Below are 17,575 nucleotides of genomic sequence, written 5' to 3' on the forward strand. Positions count from 1 at the left end.
AACGCAGCCTGTAAACGGCTGCTTTCTTCATTATGTATGAACTTACATTTTTTAACGCAGTAAGGTGATGAGTGTGGCAAAGAAAAAACGAAAATCAAGAAAAAAACAGGCGAAACAGCTCAATATAAAATACGAACTCAACGGACTGCTGTGTATAGCCATTTCAATTATCGCAATCTTGCAGCTGGGGGTAGTCGGGCAAACATTTATCTATTTGTTCCGCTTTTTTGCTGGAGAGTGGTTTATTTTATGCTTGTTAGGTTTATTGGTGTTAGGAGTCTCGCTGTTTTGGAAGAAGAAAACCCCAAGCCTATTAACGAGACGAAAGGCCGGGTTGTACTGTATCATCGCAAGCATATTGCTGCTTTCTCACGTGCAGCTGTTTAAAAATTTGACGCACAAAGGGACTATTGAGTCCGCAAGCGTGGTCCGCAATACGTGGGAATTGTTTTTAATGGACATGAATGGCAGCTCTGCTTCTCCTGATTTAGGCGGAGGGATGATCGGTGCGCTGCTGTTTGCAGCTTCACACTTCTTGTTTGCGTCAACTGGTTCTCAGATCATGGCGATTGTCATGATTTTGATCGGCATGATTTTAGTCACAGGACGATCACTGCAAGAAACGCTAAAAAAGTGGATGAGCCCGATTGGACGCTTTATAAAAGAACAATGGTTGGCATTTATTGATGATATGAAATCCGTCAAATCAAATATGCAGTCATCGAAAAAAACAAAAGCGCCTAGCAAAAAACAAAAACCGGTCCGCAAAAAACAGCAAATGGAACCGGAGCCTTCTGATGAAGAAGGGGATTCTGAGACAGAATCGCCTCTTGTCCATTCAGAACCAATTATCTCAAGCTTTTCTGATCGTAATGAAGAGGATGAGTCTCCAGTTATAGAAAAGCGCACCGAACCTGTATCGGAGCCGCTTCAGGACATCCAACCAGAGACAGGTGATCAGGAAACTGTTTCTGCTCCTCCTATGACCTTTACGGAGCTTGAAAATAAGGATTACGAGATGCCGTCACTGGATTTACTGGCAGATCCAAAGCATACCGGCCAGCAGGCTGATAAAAAGAATATTTATGAAAATGCGAGAAAGCTTGAACGGACCTTCCAAAGCTTTGGCGTAAAGGCGAAAGTGACACAGGTTCATCTCGGGCCGGCCGTAACAAAATACGAAGTGTATCCTGATGTCGGAGTGAAGGTTAGCAAAATTGTCAATTTAAGCGATGATTTAGCGCTGGCGCTTGCTGCGAAGGATATCAGGATCGAAGCGCCTATACCAGGCAAATCGGCAATCGGAATTGAGGTTCCAAACGCAGAAGTGGCAATGGTTTCGCTGAAGGAAGTGCTGGAGTCTAAATTAAATGACAGGCCGGATGCGAAGTTGTTAATTGGACTTGGCCGCAATATTTCAGGTGAAGCTGTATTGGCTGAGTTAAATAAGATGCCCCACCTTTTGGTCGCAGGCGCAACCGGGAGCGGAAAAAGTGTCTGTGTCAACGGCATTATTACAAGTATTTTAATGCGCGCAAAACCGCATGAAGTGAAAATGATGATGATCGATCCTAAAATGGTAGAGCTGAATGTCTACAACGGGATTCCGCACCTGCTTGCTCCGGTTGTAACCGACCCGAAAAAAGCATCGCAGGCTTTGAAAAAGGTTGTCAATGAAATGGAGCGGCGGTACGAATTATTTTCTCATACGGGTACACGAAATATTGAAGGATACAATGATTATATAAAACGCGCCAACAATGAAGAAGGAGCGAAACAGCCGGAGCTTCCTTATATTGTTGTCATTGTGGACGAGCTTGCCGATCTCATGATGGTCGCTTCGTCTGATGTGGAAGATTCGATTACGAGATTGTCCCAAATGGCGCGTGCTGCAGGCATCCATCTCATTATTGCGACGCAGCGGCCTTCGGTGGACGTTATCACAGGGGTGATCAAAGCGAATATTCCGTCACGAATCGCGTTCAGCGTATCTTCGCAGACGGATTCAAGGACCATTCTTGACATGGGCGGCGCTGAGAAGCTTCTCGGCCGCGGCGATATGCTGTTTTTACCTGTAGGGGCTAACAAACCTGTCCGTGTACAAGGAGCATTTTTGTCGGATGACGAAGTGGAGAAGATCGTCGACCATGTGATCACACAGCAGAAAGCGCAATATCAAGAAGAAATGATTCCTGAGGAGACAACGGAAACTCATTCAGAGGTTACTGATGAACTTTATGATGAAGCTGTTGAATTAATCGTCGGCATGCAGACGGCATCTGTTTCAATGCTGCAAAGAAGATTCAGAATCGGCTATACGAGAGCGGCGCGCCTGATTGACGCAATGGAGGAACGCGGCGTTGTCGGGCCGTATGAAGGCAGCAAACCTAGGGAAGTCTTATTATCAAAAGAGAAATATGATGAGCTCTCTTCTTAATGAAGGGAGTTCCATTTTCCTTTAGTTATCAATAACAACATTATGTAAACTGATAAGCTTTCTATTTATTTTTTCGACAAAACATGATATAGTTGTCCCAATTGTTCAATAATTTTTATCGAAAGTGGTTTACGGAGGGGAAACATGTCTACAAAAGCTGATAATCGGCACTTGTATTTGAAAGTAATTGAACGAATTAAAGAGGATATAAAAAATGGGATCTACACGGAGAAGGAAAAGCTGCCTTCTGAATTTGAGCTTTCCAAAAAGCTAGGTGTGAGCAGAGCGACGCTAAGAGAAGCCTTGCGGATATTGGAAGAAGAACATGTGATTATCAGAAGGCATGGTGTAGGCACTTTTGTCCATTCTAAGCCGTTATTTCTTTCGGGCATTGAACAGCTGAACAGTGTAACGAAGATGATAGAACAGGCAAATATGACCCCTGGCACGATTTTTCTGTCATCACAAGTGCTTATGCCGTCTGAGGATGATACGAAGAGGTTTCATTTGGCAGAAGGGCAAGAACTTTTTTATCTTGAACGTGTTAGAACAGCTGACGGACAGCCGATTGTATATTGTATAGACAAAATTCCGATGAATATTTTGCCGAATTCTTTTTCTCATCAGCAAGAATCTATGTTTGACCTGCTTGAGAAAAATTCAGGCTCCGTAATCAGTTATGCAGTAACTGATATAGAACCGATCGGCTATCACGATACCATTTCTCCAGTGCTGGAATGCGATCCGGAAACAGCACTTTTACTGTTAAAACAAACCCATTACGATCAGCACGATAAACCGGTGCTTTACTCGTTAAATTATTTCAGAGCCGATAAATTCAGATTTCATGTTTTGCGTAAACGATTCTAAAAACGGACGCTTGTGTGTCTGTTTTTTTATTTGCACTGATTCATGTTTCTTTGTACATACTTTCATTCCGGTTAACGCAATATATAAGAGATGACAAGAAAGTGAATGGGTGAAAATGTTGAGAAAGAAAAATGGAATGAAAAATATTATTGCATTGTCTTCCGTCCCGCTTGTGATGACACTTGGGAACTCCATGCTGATTCCTGTTCTTCCGATGATGGAAAAAAAGCTGTCGGTGACTTCATTTCAAGTGTCGTTAATCATTACTGTATATTCCGTAGTGGCAATTATTTGCATTCCGATTGCCGGATATTTGTCGGATCGTTTCGGGAGGAAAAAAATATTGCTTCCATGTCTCCTCATTGCAGGATTAGGTGGAGTGGTAGCTGCTTTTGCCTCAACCTACATGAAAAATCCTTATGCTATGATCTTGGCGGGGCGTGTTCTTCAAGGCATCGGTTCTGCGGGTGCCGCTCCTATTGTCATGCCGTTTATCGGTGACCTGTTTGAAGGAGACGATGAAAAGGTCAGCGCTGGACTTGGAGATATTGAAACCGCTAACACGTCAGGGAAGGTACTGAGTCCCATACTTGGCGCATTACTGGCTTCCTGGTACTGGTTTGTACCGTTTTGGTTTATTCCGTTTTTCTGTTTGATCAGCTTTTTGCTCGTATTGTTTTTAGTGGCCAAGCCTGAAGAAGATGAAGATGCGCCTGCGGTTTCTGAGTTTATCAAGAGCGTGAAGAAAATCTTTAAGCAGGATGGGCGCTGGCTTTATACGGTCTTCATTATCGGGTGTGTCATTATGTTTTTGTTATTTGGCGTATTATTTTATTTGTCAGATACGCTGGAGAACAAGTATGCCATTGACGGAGTAGCTAAAGGCGGATTACTGGCAATCCCACTTTTGTTTTTGTCAACCAGTTCTTTTATAGCTGGCAAAAAGATCGGTAAAGATAAAGGCCGAATGAAATTTTGCGTTGTGACAGGAATGATTCTGTTAACCCTGTCGTTTATTGCCTTGTGGTGGAACCACAGTTTTTATTTTTTATTTGTCTTTTTAAGCTTTGGCGGGATTGGGATTGGCATGGCTCTTCCTGCTTTAGATGCATTGATAACCGAAGGTATTGAAAGTGAGCAATGCGGAACCATATCCTCCTTCTACAATAGCATGCGCTTTATAGGAGTGGCTCTCGGCCCGCCTGTTTTTGCTGCATTAATGTCAAATGCAAACTGGATTATTTTCATACTCTCGGCGTTTTGCAGCATTGTTTCTTTATTTTTAGTGCTATTTACTATAGATGCTAAAAAAAGTGAAGAAGAAGAAAAAAACTTAGGGACGGTCTAGCCAACCGTCTTTTTTTGCGCGCCCTTGCAGGTTCCAACCATCGCCGAGATTGGAAAAGAACTTACTATACCGTATGTGGAGGTTATTGTTTCCTTATAAATCCTACAGTTGCTATAATTACATGAAAGAGTGTTTCTGCGTATGCTTAAAATTGGTCATAATACATACTAATGAAGAAATGAACGAAGGAGGTTCCATATGTCATATGTTAATGAACTCAAAACAAAGCACGGCGGTTTAACCGCACACATTGTAGAAACAGAAAAATTTAAAACCGTCTCGCTTATTTTTAAGATGCTTGCGCCGCTGACAAAGGATCAAGTCACCAAAAGAGCGCTTCTCCCGCATGTGCTTCTTCGCGGAACGAAAAGCCATCCGAAAACCTCAGAATTGCGTTCCTATTTGGATGAGCTGTACGGCACATCAGTATCGGCGGACCTTACGAAAAAAGGAGAGCGGCACGTCATTACGTTCAGGCTTGAAATCCCGAATGAAAAATATTTAAAAGACCAAACACCGCTTCTTGAGAAAGGGCTTCAGCTTCTCGCAGAAATCGTCTTTTCACCTGCTTTAGAGGGGGGCGCTTTTCAGGCGCAATATGTGGCTCAAGAAAAACGGACGCTTAAGCAAAGAATCCAAGCCGTCTATGATGATAAAATGCGCTACTCGAATTTAAGACTGATACAGGAAATGTGCCAAAATGAGCCTTACGCGCTCCATGTCAATGGTGAAATCGACGATGTCGATGACATTACGGCCGAGCAATTATACGAAACATACCAAAGTGCTATCCAAAAAGACCAGCTTGATCTTTATGTTGTCGGTGATGTGGACAGTAAGCAGGTGCAAACGGCCATTGATAAGTATTTCCAAACCGAAGAGCGCACTCTTGGCATGATTGAAAACAATCGGGCTGATGAAAAAGTTCAAGCAAAAGAAGTGATTGATGAGGAAGATGTCAAACAAGGAAAGCTGAATATCGGCTACCGCACCGGCATCACTTATACAGATCAGGACTATCCGGCTTTACAAGTGTTTAACGGATTGTTCGGCGGATTCTCTCACTCTAAACTTTTCATTAACGTTCGGGAAAAAGCCAGCCTTGCTTACTACGCCGCTTCGCGTATAGAAAGTTTTAAAGGCTTGTTAATGGTGATGTCAGGCATTGAAGTAAAAAATTACGAACAGGCTGTTTCGATTATTGCGGAGCAGTTTCAGGCAATGAAAAACGGCGATTTCAGTGAGCAGGACATCGCACAGACAAAAGCCGTCATTCGCAACCAAGTGCTGGAAACGATTGATACTGCATACGGTTTAACTGAATTTTTATATCAGCAGGCCGCTGCTCAAGTCGAGATTCCTATCGAAGACTTTCTTGCCAATATTGAGAATGTCACAAAAGAGGATATCATTAAAGCCGGCGAAAAGATTCAGCTTGATACGACTTATTTCTTAAAAGGGACGGAGGGAGCATCTTGATCAAACCAATCGAATATGAACAGCTTCAGGAGACGCTGTATCATGAAAAAATGTCCAACGGCCTTGACGTATACGTTTTGCCGAAAAAAGGCTTCAACAAGACATATGCGGTCTTTACAACAAAGTACGGCTCAATAGATAACCGGTTTGTCCCTTTAGATAAAAATGAGATGGTTCACGTGCCGGACGGGATCGCCCATTTTCTTGAGCACAAGCTGTTTGAAAAAGCGGACGGAGACGTTTTTCAAGATTTCAGCAAACAGGGTGCTTCTGCCAATGCGTTTACGTCATTTACAAGAACGGCTTATCTTTTCTCAAGCACATCAAATGTTGAACGCAATTTAGAGACGCTCATCGATTTCGTGCAGGACCCATATTTCACTGAAAAAACGGTTGAAAAAGAAAAAGGGATTATCGGGCAGGAGATTAACATGTACGATGATAACCCTGATTGGAGGCTTTACTTCGGAGTCATTGAAAACATGTACAAAGAGCATCCTGTCAGAATTGACATAGCGGGAACAGTGGAAAGCATTTCACATATTACAAAAGATCTTCTTTATGAATGCTATGAAACGTTTTATCACCCGAGCAACATGCTCCTATTCATTGTCGGCCCGGTAGATCCTGAAGCGATCATTTCGCAGGTCAGAGAAAATCAGGAGAAAAAGCCGTATACCGATCAGCCGGAAATCAAACGTGAAGAAGTGAAAGAGCAAGAAGCGGTTTTCCGAAAAGAAAAAGAGATCAAAATGAACGTGCAGGGACCGAAATGCCTTGTCGGGTTAAAATCAAAGAACCCGTTTAGATTAGGCAAAGAGCTGTTAAAGCATGAACTTTCTATGAACTTATTGCTTGAAGCTCTTTTCGGAAAAAGCTCTGCCCAGTATGAATCACTTTATGAAAAAGGATATATTGACGAAACGTTCAGCTTTGATTTTACTGCTGAATATGGGTTCGGTTTTGCAGCGATCGGCGGAGATACGCCTGATCCTGATCAATTGGCTGAAGACGTTTCAAGCATGCTTTTGCGCGCGGGCGAATTGATTACCGCTGAAAAGATTGAACTGGCCAGAAAGAAAAAGATCGGTACATTCTTAAAAGCGCTGAATTCCCCTGAATACATCGCTAATCAATTTACCCGTTATGCATTCTTGGATATGAGCCTGTTTGACGTCGCAACGGTACTCGAGCAGATTACTATCGAGGATGTGCAGAAAGTCATACAAGAGGAAATTGCTGCAGACAGACTGACTGTATGCAAGGTTGTTCCTAAATCATAAACAAAACATCCCTCCAGTGTGAGGGGTGTTTTTGTGCGGAAAGAGGGAAAGAGGATGAACAAAACAGCACTAATCACCGGAGCAAGCGGCGGCATTGGCAAAAGCATCAGCGAAACCCTTGCGGCTAAGGGATACAATCTGCTGCTTCATTACAATACAAATCAAAACGCGGCAGCGGAGCTTGCTGAAAAACTAAGAGAGATGTTTGGCGTGCACGCGGAGATATTGCAAGCTGATCTGTCCGCGCCAGAAGGGGCAGATCAGCTGACAAGTTCAATTGTTCAGCCGATTGATGCGATTGTTTTAAACAGCGGAAGAAGCCATTTTGGGCTGATTACGGATGTGGATAACGTAACAGTCCAGGAAATGGTTCAGCTCCATGTGGCGAGTCCGTATATGCTGACGCGAAACCTTCTTCCAGGCATGATTCGGAATAAGTCGGGAGCAATTGTGGCTGTCAGCTCGATTTGGGGAGAGACTGGAGCATCCTGTGAAGTGCTGTACAGCATGGCAAAGGGAGCTCAGCATTCGTTTGTAAAAGGGCTGGCTAAGGAGCTGGCGCCAAGCGGAATCAGGGTAAACGCGGTAGCGCCGGGCGCGGTTGATACAAATATGATGAATCAATTCACCCCGTCTGAAAAAGAAGAGATTGCTGATGAGATCCCGATCGGCCGGCTGGCCCGGCCGCAGGAAATTGCGGATGCAACAGCTTTTCTCCTGTCTGACAAAGCATCATATATCACCGGCCAAATTCTGTCGGTGAATGGCGGCTGGCACTGCTGATCCGAAAATATTCGGTGTATAGTTTCTTTTGCGAAGGACACAATAATCTTGTAACTTCACATGAAATGGAGGAAACAAGCATGTCAGTATTAGAAAACTGGGATAGCTGGAAAAACTTCCTTGGCGACCGTCTGAACTATGCGCAAGATAAAGGTATGAGCCAGGATACGATTACGGATCTTGCGACAGAAATCGGCAGCTACTTGGCTAATGAAGTGGAATCTAAGAACGAGCAGGAGAAAGTGCTGGCAGATCTTTGGAGTGTAGCATCAAAAGATGAACAGCACGCCATTGCCAATATGATGGTTAAGCTTGTTGAAAATAACAGCACTCACTAGGAAGAGAGGGGATTTTTCCTCTCTTTTTTATGTTTTCCTCATCACAGCAACATTCTTCTTTCTAATTAGAGAAAAATGCTTTATGATAAAGGAAGGTAAAATTTTGCCACAATGAAGGGGGTATATCATTTGGCAAAGCTCGAATGGTATTTTGAATATGAAATTCAAGTGAACCGCCCCGGACTGCTCGGGGATATCTCATCTCTTCTTGGGATGCTTTCTATTAACATCGTAACGATAAACGGCGTCGATCTTTCCAGAAGGGGAATGCTCCTCAGGTGCCGCCATATAGATCAAATTAAACGATTAGAATCAATCTTAAAAACGATGGAAACAATTAAAGTAACGAAGCTTAGAGAACCGAGGCTTCGCGACCGTCTTGCCGTACGCCATGGCCGCTATATTCAACGGGATGCCGATGATAAGAAAACGTTCCGCTTTGAACGGGACGAGCTTGGCTTATTAGTCGATTTTATGGCCGAATTGTTCAAAAAAGAAGGCCATAAATTAATCGGAATCAGAGGAATGCCGCGTGTCGGAAAAACGGAATCGATTGTGGCCTCCAGTGTGTGTGCAAGCAAAAGGTGGCTGTTTGTGTCCTCAACCTTGCTGAAGCAGACGATAAGAAGCCAGCTGATTGCCGAAGAATACAGCACTGAAAATGTCTTTATCGTTGACGGAATTGTGTCAACACGAAGAGGATCGGAACGCCATCTCCAGCTGGTCCGAGAAATAATGCGGCTTCCGGCAACAAAAGTGGTGGAGCATCCGGACATATTCGTTCAAAATACAGAGTATACACTAGATGACTTTGATTATATTATTGAACTGAGAAATGACCCTGATGAGGTTATTACATATGAACATGCCGAGGAACCCCAAATGTTTGATCAACCCGGGTTTTCAAGCTTTGATTTTTAAAATTGGAAGGTGTTTGTTGTGACTGAACTAGGAATCCGGCTCAAAGAAGCCAGAGAGGAAAAAGCAATGTCATTGGATGATCTCCAAGCGGCAACAAAGATTCAAAAAAGGTATTTAACCGCCTTGGAGGAAGGAAACTATGACATTATTCCGGGGAAGTTTTATGTTCGGGCATTCATCAAGCAATATGCAGAAGCCGTTGGGCTTGATGCGGATCAGCTGTTTGAGGAGCATAAAAAAGATATCCCGAATACGTATCATGACGATGTGTCTGAAAAGATCTCTGGCATGAATCTTCAAAAGGAAATGCCAAAGCCAGCATCTAAGGCGCTGGAGCTGCTGCCAACGATACTTGTCATTCTCGGCGTGATTGTCGTGATTGCCATTGTGTACGCGATCATTCAATTTGCGAACCACAAAAACAGTGATGATCACAATGCGGCATCAGAAAAAGCAATTACGCAAAGTGAGAGCAAGTACGAAATCCCTAAAGATTCAACGCTGAAAGAGAATCAAAATAACAGCTCTGAAAAAGAGACAGACACTAAAAAAGAAACGAAAGTAAACGAAGATAAGAAAAAAGAAAATGACAGTGATAAGCTGGAGATTAAAGCTGCTGGCACTGAAGGATCGTTAACGACTTATGAAGTGTCCGGCGCTGATAAAATCGAGCTTGAATTGAAGGCAGCGGACAGCTCTTGGATTCGGGTGCGCGATGAAAACAGCAGCTCTTTAAAAGAAGGAACGCTGAAAAAAGACGAAACCTATAAAAAAGATATAACTGATCAGAAACAGGTTGAAATCCGCACAGGATATGCACCTAATCTGAAAATAAAAATCAACGGCAAGGTTCTTTCATATGAACTTGATCCGAAAAAAGTGATGGCACAAACCATAAAGATTGTAAATAAAAAGGAAGAAAAGTCATCTTAATTACCAGATGACTTTTCTTCACGTCCGAGTATGAAATTGGAGGGGCTTTATGTTTAACTTACCAAATAAAATCACACTAGCTAGAATCGCATTAATCCCAATCTTCATGATTATCATGCTGGCGCCGTTTGACTGGGGCAGGCTCGAAGTTGGAGACGAATCGATCCCGATCGCACACTTGGCGGGGGCCATTCTATTTATTATTGCATCTACAACAGATTGGGTTGACGGATATTATGCCCGAAAACTGAACCTCGTAACAAACTTCGGGAAATTTCTTGATCCGCTTGCGGACAAGCTGCTCGTATCCGCAGCGTTAATTATCCTTGTTCAATTTGATCTCGCGCCAGCTTGGATGGTCATTGTGATTATCAGCAGGGAGTTTGCTGTAACAGGTTTAAGGCTTGTTTTGGCCGGAACAGGAGAAGTCGTAGCTGCTAACATGCTTGGTAAAATCAAAACGTGGGCACAGATTATTGCGGTATCCGCATTGCTTCTTCACAATCTTCCATTTGAACTTGTGTCATTCCCGTTTGCTGACTTGGCGCTGTGGGTAGCCGTCTTCTTTACTGTCGTCTCAGGCTGGGAATATTTCTCTAAAAACTGGGAAGCGTTAAAAACATCTAACTAAGAAAGAAGGACTTCGTCATGGAATTTCCAAAAAAAGCAGAAATAATTGCAGTCGGTTCAGAGCTGCTGCTTGGCCAAATCGCCAATACAAATGCTCAATTTATCAGCAAACAGCTCGCTGAAATCGGGGTCAACGTATTTTATCATACAGCGGTCGGAGACAATCCGGAGCGGCTGAAGCAGGTCATCCGCATTGCTGAAGAACGCTCTGATTTCATTATTTTTTCAGGAGGTCTTGGACCCACAAAGGATGACCTGACGAAAGAAACGATTGCAAATACGCTGGGGCGTCCGCTTGTGTTAAATGATGAGGCATTCCAATCCATTGAGGACTATTTCAAGCGAACAAAACGCACGATGTCACCTAATAACCGAAAACAGGCGCTTGTGATCGAAGGATCTGACGTGCTGGCGAATCACTTTGGAATGGCCCCGGGAATGCTCATAGAGCATGAAGCGCGCTTCTATATGCTTCTTCCTGGGCCGCCGAGCGAATTGCGTCCAATGTTTGAAAACGAGGCAAAGCCTCTTCTGCTCAAAAAGATGGGTTCAAATGAAAAAATCGTGTCCACCGTTCTTCGCTTTTTCGGTATCGGCGAATCTCAGCTTGAAGCCGATTTGGAAGACATTATTGATGCACAAACCAACCCGACAATCGCTCCTTTGGCTGCTGATGGAGAGGTGACGCTGCGTCTGACAGCCAAACACGCCGATGAAAAGGAAACAGAACGTCTGCTAAAAGAAACAGAGGCCGTTATCTTAGAGCGTGTCGGTGAATTTTTCTATGGGTACGATGATACTTCTCTTGTAAAAGAGCTATCTAAAGCATGTAAGGAAAAAGGCATTACAATTTCTGCGGCAGAAAGCTTTACCGGCGGGCTTTTTTCTGAATGGCTGACGGATCTTAGCGGTGCTTCAACATTATTTGCCGGCGGTGTTGTTTGCTATACAAACGACGTGAAGCAGAATGTGCTTGGTGTGAAGAAGGACACATTAGATCGTTTTGGAGCGGTCAGCAAGGAATGCGCAGCCGAACTGGCTAAGGGTGTTCAAAAACTCACTGGCAGCGATATCGGCATTAGCTTTACTGGTGTAGCAGGACCTGATGCTCAAGAAGGGCATGAGCCTGGACATGTGTTTATCGGTATTTCCGCAAATGGGAAAGAAGAGGTTCATGAGTTTCACTTTGCGGGCTCCAGAACGGGAATCAGAAAACGCGGCGCCAAATATGGCTGCCATTTAATCTTAAAGCTTTTAGAACAAAAATAATATTATCAGCACATTATCCTCCTAAGAAAACATGATTTCTCTGATACATTATGATATTTTGATAGGAATCACGCCAAGAAAAAATCCGAATATGCGTTCGCTTTTTTCTTGGCAAATCCCTTCAAACAGGGTATAGTATATGTAGTGGTAACATAAAGGAGGAAAAAATAGAATGAGTGATCGTCAGGCAGCCTTAGATATGGCTCTTAAACAAATAGAAAAACAGTTCGGCAAAGGTTCCATTATGAAACTGGGAGAAAAGACAGATACAAGAATTTCTACTGTCCCAAGTGGCTCCCTCGCTCTTGATACGGCATTGGGAATTGGCGGATATCCGCGCGGACGGATTATTGAAGTATACGGTCCTGAAAGCTCAGGTAAAACAACTGTGGCGCTTCATGCAATTGCTGAAGTACAGCAGCAGGGCGGACAAGCCGCGTTTATCGATGCGGAGCATGCGTTAGATCCGGTATACGCGCAAAAGCTTGGTGTTAACATTGAAGAGCTTTTACTGTCTCAGCCTGACACAGGCGAGCAGGCGCTTGAAATTGCGGAAGCATTGGTTCGAAGCGGAGCAGTTGACATTGTTGTTGTCGACTCTGTAGCTGCTCTCGTTCCGAAAGCGGAAATTGAAGGGGACATGGGGGATTCGCATGTCGGTCTACAAGCACGCTTAATGTCTCAAGCGCTTCGTAAGCTTTCAGGGGCCATTAACAAATCGAAGACAATCGCGATTTTCATTAACCAAATTCGTGAAAAAGTCGGCGTTATGTTCGGGAACCCGGAAACAACTCCTGGCGGCCGTGCACTGAAATTTTATTCTTCCGTGCGTCTAGAAGTGCGCCGTGCTGAACAGCTGAAACAAGGCAATGACGTAATGGGGAACAAAACGAAAATCAAAGTCGTGAAAAACAAGGTGGCTCCGCCGTTCCGTACAGCCGAGGTTGACATTATGTACGGAGAAGGCATTTCAAAAGAAGGAGAAATCATTGATCTAGGAACTGAACTTGATATCGTGCAAAAAAGCGGTTCATGGTACTCTTATGAAGAAGAGCGTCTTGGCCAAGGCCGTGAAAATGCAAAACAATTCCTGAAAGAAAATAAAGATATCATGCTGATGATCCAGGAGCAGATTCGCGAACATTACGGCTTGGATAATAACGGAGTAGTGCAGCAGCAAGTTGAAGAGACACAAGAAGAACTCGAATTTGAAGAATAAAAATAAAATAAGTTTCAAATGATACAAAAGGCTGAGTGAAAAACTCAGCCTTTTTTGTATTTTGCAAAAAAATGATAAAAATATTGCTTTTCTTGACAACTTTTTTAGGGCTTTATTCGTCTAACAAAACGTGTGCAAAATGGAATTTATTTCGGGAGGAAAAAATGAATGACGAGCCCAACCCGCAGAAGAACTGCGAAACGCAGACGGAGAAAACTAAATAAAAGAGGAAAACTTTTGCTTGGTCTTTTAGCAGTGATGGTTTGCATTACGATTTGGAATGCGCTTCATCGAAATAGTGAAGAAAACGAGCCATCTCAAGAAACTGCAGCGGTTTCAAATACCGATCAGAAAAAAGAGGTTAAAAAGAAAACTGCCAAAAAATCAGAGGAACAAATCAAAACAGTAGACCGAAATCAAAACATCAGCAATTATTTAAAAGAGATCGGTTTCAGCGGAACCGCTATGATTGTCAGAAATGGAGAAATCGTAACAAATAAAGGTTTTGGCTATGCAGACCGTGAACATCACATTCAAAATAATCCATTGACGTCTTTTTACGTCGGTTCGTCACAAAAAGCGCTGATTGCAACCGCTATTTTGCAGCTTGAGGAAAAGGGGAAACTTCAGACAAGTGATCCGGTAAGTACATATTTACCTCATTTTCCTAACGGACAAACGATTACTTTGAAGAATCTGCTTACACATACATCGGGGATAAACGGACATATTGAAGGAAACGGCGCCATTACCCCGGACGATTTAATAAAAGACATAGAACTTCAGGGAATCAAACGTCAGCCGGGCGTATGGGACTACAAGGATTCCAACTATTCTGTTCTCGCTTATATCATTGCTGAAGTAAGCGGTGAGCCGTATGAACAGTACATAAAAAAACACATTTTTAAACCGGCGGGAATGACGCATGCAGGCTTTTACAAAACATATGAAAAAGAACCTTATCCTGCCGTCGGGTATAAGATGAAGGGCAGCAAAACGGTTACACCGTATATACCTGATCTATCTCAGCTTTATGGAGCCGGCGATATTTATATGAGCGCTATAGATATGTACAAATTTGACCAAGCGCTCATAGACGGAAAACTGTATTCACAAAAAAGCTATGAAAAGATGTTTACGCCAGGAAGCAGCTCCACATACGGCATGGGATTTTATGTTGCTCCCGGAAGCTATTCAAACCATGGTGTTATGCCGGGCTTCAACATCTTGAACAGCTTTAGTAAATCTGGGCAAACCATTGTTATTTTGTTCTCTAACATTCAAAATAACGCTAAATTGGGCCAAGTGAACAATAAAATATATCAGCTTCTGAATCAAGAATGATCCGTGATCTTCTTTTGGATAAATTGCATTCGGCACGGGAAAAGACGTCGGGTCTGCAAACGTTAAGATGGCAAGCTTGACAAGTATTTCCGACACATTTACAATGAAGTTGTAACATTTGTTTTTTTAACATGATTGTTAAACCATTTAAACTTGACAAGGGCGATGAACATACTCATTCCCTGTGAAGGTTCTGTATGTTGAGAAAACTAGACAATGTACATGCCGACACTTATTTAAGCAACAACCAAGTTCATAGCAAGAGGAGGTGAAAGTATGACCCCAATTATGATGGTTCTCATCTCCATTTTGCTGATTCTACTCGGTTTAGTTGTTGGCTACTTTGTTCGTAAAACCATTGCCGAAGCGAAAATTGCGGGCGCACGCGGTGCAGCCGAGCAAATTCTTGAAGATGCAAAGCGTGATGCTGAAGCACTGAAAAAAGAAGCTCTGCTTGAAGCAAAGGATGAAATCCACAAACTTCGAATAGATGCTGAACAGGAAGTTCGTGAAAGACGAAATGAGCTTCAAAAACAAGAAAACCGTTTACTCCAAAAGGAGGAAAACCTTGATCGCAAACATGAGGGAATTGATAAACGGGAAGCGATGTTGGAGAAGAAAGATCATTCTCTGAATGAACGACAACAACATATTGAAGAGATGGAAAGCAAAGTGGATGAGATGATTCGTATGCAGCAGTCAGAGTTGGAACGAATTTCGAGTCTGACTCGTGATGAAGCAAAGCAAATCATTCTTGAGCGGGTTGAAAACGAGCTTTCACATGACATCGCCATCATGACAAAAGAAACTGAAAACCGTGCGAAAGAAGAGGCGGATAAGAAAGCGAAAAACATTCTTTCACTCGCCTTACAGCGCTGCGCAGCGGACCACGTTGCCGAAACAACGGTATCAGTTGTCAATCTTCCAAATGATGAGATGAAAGGACGTATCATCGGACGGGAAGGGCGTAACATTCGTACGCTTGAAACGCTGACAGGAATTGACCTGATTATTGATGATACACCTGAAGCTGTCATTCTTTCCGGATTTGATCCGATCAGACGTGAGACAGCCAGAATTGCTCTTGATAAACTCGTTCAGGATGGCCGAATTCATCCGGCACGGATTGAAGAAATGGTTGAAAAATCTCGTCGCGAGGTCGATGACTATATTCGTGAGATGGGTGAACAGACGACATTTGAGGTTGGCGTTCACGGCCTCCACCCAGATCTCATCAAGATCCTCGGCCGCTTAAAGTTCCGTACAAGCTACGGTCAAAATGTGCTTAAGCATTCCATGGAAGTCGCATTCTTGGCCGGTCTAATGGCATCGGAGCTTGGTGAAGACGCAAAGCTTGCCAAACGTGCGGGTCTTCTTCACGACATCGGGAAAGCAATTGACCATGAAGTAGAAGGAAGCCACGTTGAAATCGGGGTAGAGCTTGCGACCAAATATAAAGAGCACCCAGTCGTGATTAACAGTATTGCATCACACCACGGGGATGAGGAGCCGACTTCCATTATCGCTGTGCTGGTCGCTGCAGCAGATGCGCTTTCCGCTGCAAGGCCTGGTGCGAGAAGTGAGACGCTCGAGAATTATATTCGAAGACTTGAAAAACTCGAAGAAATTTCTGAGTCCTACGAAGGTGTTGAAAAATCATTTGCCATTCAGGCTGGACGCGAAGTGCGCATTATGGTGAAGCCGGATTCAATTAATGATCTTGAAGCTCATCGACTGGCGCGAGATATCCGCAAGCGAATTGAGGACGAGCTCGATTATCCAGGTCATATTAAGGTGACTGTAATCAGAGAAACTCGTGCCGTAGAGTATGCAAAATAAAGTGATGCGCTAAGCATCACTTTATTTTTTTGACGGCTAAGGAATTTTCAAGAAGAAAGGATTTACAAAATGAGAATTTTATTTATCGGAGATGTTGTCGGTTCACCGGGCCGTGACATGGTCAAAGAATATGTACCAAAGTTAAAAACAAAATATAAGCCTCACTTTACCATTATTAATGGTGAAAACGCCGCACACGGAAAAGGCCTGACGGAAAAAATTTATCACAGCTTAATCCAGTCCGGTGCAGATGCAATCACAATGGGGAACCACACATGGGACAAAAAAGAAATTTTTGATTTTATAGATGACGTTCCGAATTTGGTTCGCCCGGCAAACTTTCCTGAAGGAACACCGGGGAAAGGGATCACATATGTGAAAGCAAACGGCAAAGAACTTGCGGTTATTAATTTGCAGGGACGTACGTTTTTACCGCCTCTTGATGACCCGTTTTTAAAAGCGGATGAATTGATTGCTGAAGCTGCGAAAAGAACACCGTACATTTTTATCGACTTTCATGCCGAAGCGACAAGTGAAAAGCTCGCGCTTGGCTGGTACACGGATGGACGGGCATCAGCTGTTGTAGGAACTCATACACACGTGCAAACAGCGGATAACCGCATTTTGCCGAAGGGAACGGCATATATTACTGATGTAGGAATGACTGGCCCATATGACGGTATACTGGGAATGGACAGAGAGACGATTATTAAACGATTCAAAACGAACCTTCCAGTCCGGTTTACTGTCGCTGAAGGGAAAACAACGCTCAGCGGAGTTATCATTGACATAGATGATCAAACGAAAAAAGCCGTGAAAATCGAGCGTGTTTTAATCAATGATGATCACATGTTCTTTGAATAATTGAACATAGGTTATTTT

The 17,575-nt window shown here is 43.3% G+C and carries 15 protein-coding genes; all 15 read left to right on the top strand.

All coding sequences use genetic code 11. The features are described from left to right. The first annotated feature begins 73 nt into the window (after positions 1 to 73). The 15 genes from spoIIIE to ymdB all read left to right on the top strand — a co-directional run bounded on the left by spoIIIE (position 74) and on the right by ymdB (position 17,557). Positions 74 to 2,437 (top strand): DNA translocase SpoIIIE, encoded by a 2,364-nt coding sequence (gene spoIIIE / locus MY9_RS09210; RefSeq protein WP_041521337.1) that lies wholly within the window; start codon positions 74 to 76, stop codon positions 2,435 to 2,437. Between the two features lie 144 nt (positions 2,438 to 2,581). Continuing rightward, entirely contained in the window at positions 2,582 to 3,307 is a 726-nt protein-coding gene (locus MY9_RS09215) for a GntR family transcriptional regulator (RefSeq protein ID WP_003245732.1), read from the top strand. Positions 3,308 to 3,443: 136 nt separating this feature from the next. Next, on the top strand, positions 3,444 to 4,655 hold the full coding sequence (bcbE, locus tag MY9_RS09220; protein ID WP_080478329.1) for a bacillibactin exporter BcbE: 1,212 nt from the start codon (positions 3,444 to 3,446) through the stop codon (positions 4,653 to 4,655). Between the two features lie 198 nt (positions 4,656 to 4,853). Beyond that, entirely contained in the window at positions 4,854 to 6,134 is a 1,281-nt protein-coding gene (gene yfmF / locus MY9_RS09225; protein ID WP_014664014.1) for an EF-P 5-aminopentanol modification-associated protein YfmF, read from the top strand. Further along, a complete protein-coding gene (gene yfmH / locus MY9_RS09230) occupies positions 6,131 to 7,417 on the top strand; it encodes an EF-P 5-aminopentanol modification-associated protein YfmH (protein ID WP_014664015.1) in 1,287 nt (428 codons plus the stop codon). The genes yfmF and yfmH overlap by 4 nt, the downstream gene beginning before the upstream one ends. A gap of 54 nt (positions 7,418 to 7,471) precedes the next feature. Continuing rightward, positions 7,472 to 8,200 carry an elongation factor P 5-aminopentanone reductase gene (gene ymfI / locus MY9_RS09235; protein ID WP_041521338.1) on the top strand — a complete coding sequence of 243 codons (729 nt, stop codon included), beginning with the start codon at positions 7,472 to 7,474 and terminating at the stop codon, positions 8,198 to 8,200. Positions 8,201 to 8,280: 80 nt separating this feature from the next. Then, positions 8,281 to 8,538: a DUF3243 domain-containing protein gene (locus MY9_RS09240; protein WP_003245199.1), complete on the top strand. Its 258-nt coding sequence runs from the start codon at positions 8,281 to 8,283 to the stop codon at positions 8,536 to 8,538. Positions 8,539 to 8,667: 129 nt separating this feature from the next. Next, on the top strand, positions 8,668 to 9,459 hold the full coding sequence (locus MY9_RS09245) for a DUF3388 domain-containing protein (RefSeq protein WP_040083145.1): 792 nt from the start codon (positions 8,668 to 8,670) through the stop codon (positions 9,457 to 9,459). Positions 9,460 to 9,477: 18 nt separating this feature from the next. Further along, a complete protein-coding gene (gene rodZ / locus MY9_RS09250; protein WP_041521339.1) occupies positions 9,478 to 10,392 on the top strand; it encodes a cell shape determination protein RodZ in 915 nt (304 codons plus the stop codon). Positions 10,393 to 10,441: 49 nt separating this feature from the next. Next, positions 10,442 to 11,023 carry a CDP-diacylglycerol--glycerol-3-phosphate 3-phosphatidyltransferase gene (pgsA, locus tag MY9_RS09255; RefSeq protein ID WP_014664019.1) on the top strand — a complete coding sequence of 194 codons (582 nt, stop codon included), beginning with the start codon at positions 10,442 to 10,444 and terminating at the stop codon, positions 11,021 to 11,023. A 17-nt stretch (positions 11,024 to 11,040) separates the two neighbouring features. Next, positions 11,041 to 12,291, top strand: coding sequence for a competence/damage-inducible protein A (locus tag MY9_RS09260; protein WP_014664020.1), 1,251 nt, complete (start codon positions 11,041 to 11,043; stop codon positions 12,289 to 12,291). Between the two features lie 172 nt (positions 12,292 to 12,463). Beyond that, positions 12,464 to 13,510: a recombinase RecA gene (gene recA / locus MY9_RS09265; protein ID WP_014664021.1), complete on the top strand. Its 1,047-nt coding sequence runs from the start codon at positions 12,464 to 12,466 to the stop codon at positions 13,508 to 13,510. 168 nt (positions 13,511 to 13,678) lie between these two features. Beyond that, positions 13,679 to 14,854 carry a serine hydrolase domain-containing protein gene (locus MY9_RS09270; RefSeq protein ID WP_014664022.1) on the top strand — a complete coding sequence of 392 codons (1,176 nt, stop codon included), beginning with the start codon at positions 13,679 to 13,681 and terminating at the stop codon, positions 14,852 to 14,854. A gap of 276 nt (positions 14,855 to 15,130) precedes the next feature. Next, entirely contained in the window at positions 15,131 to 16,693 is a 1,563-nt protein-coding gene (gene rny, locus MY9_RS09275; RefSeq protein WP_003221010.1) for a ribonuclease Y, read from the top strand. A gap of 69 nt (positions 16,694 to 16,762) precedes the next feature. Next, positions 16,763 to 17,557 carry a 2',3'-cyclic-nucleotide 2'-phosphodiesterase gene (gene ymdB, locus MY9_RS09280; RefSeq protein ID WP_014664023.1) on the top strand — a complete coding sequence of 265 codons (795 nt, stop codon included), beginning with the start codon at positions 16,763 to 16,765 and terminating at the stop codon, positions 17,555 to 17,557. The last annotated feature ends 18 nt before the right edge of the window (positions 17,558 to 17,575 follow it).

The organism is Bacillus sp. JS (assembly GCF_000259365.1).
Lineage (GTDB): Bacteria > Bacillota > Bacilli > Bacillales > Bacillaceae > Bacillus > Bacillus stercoris.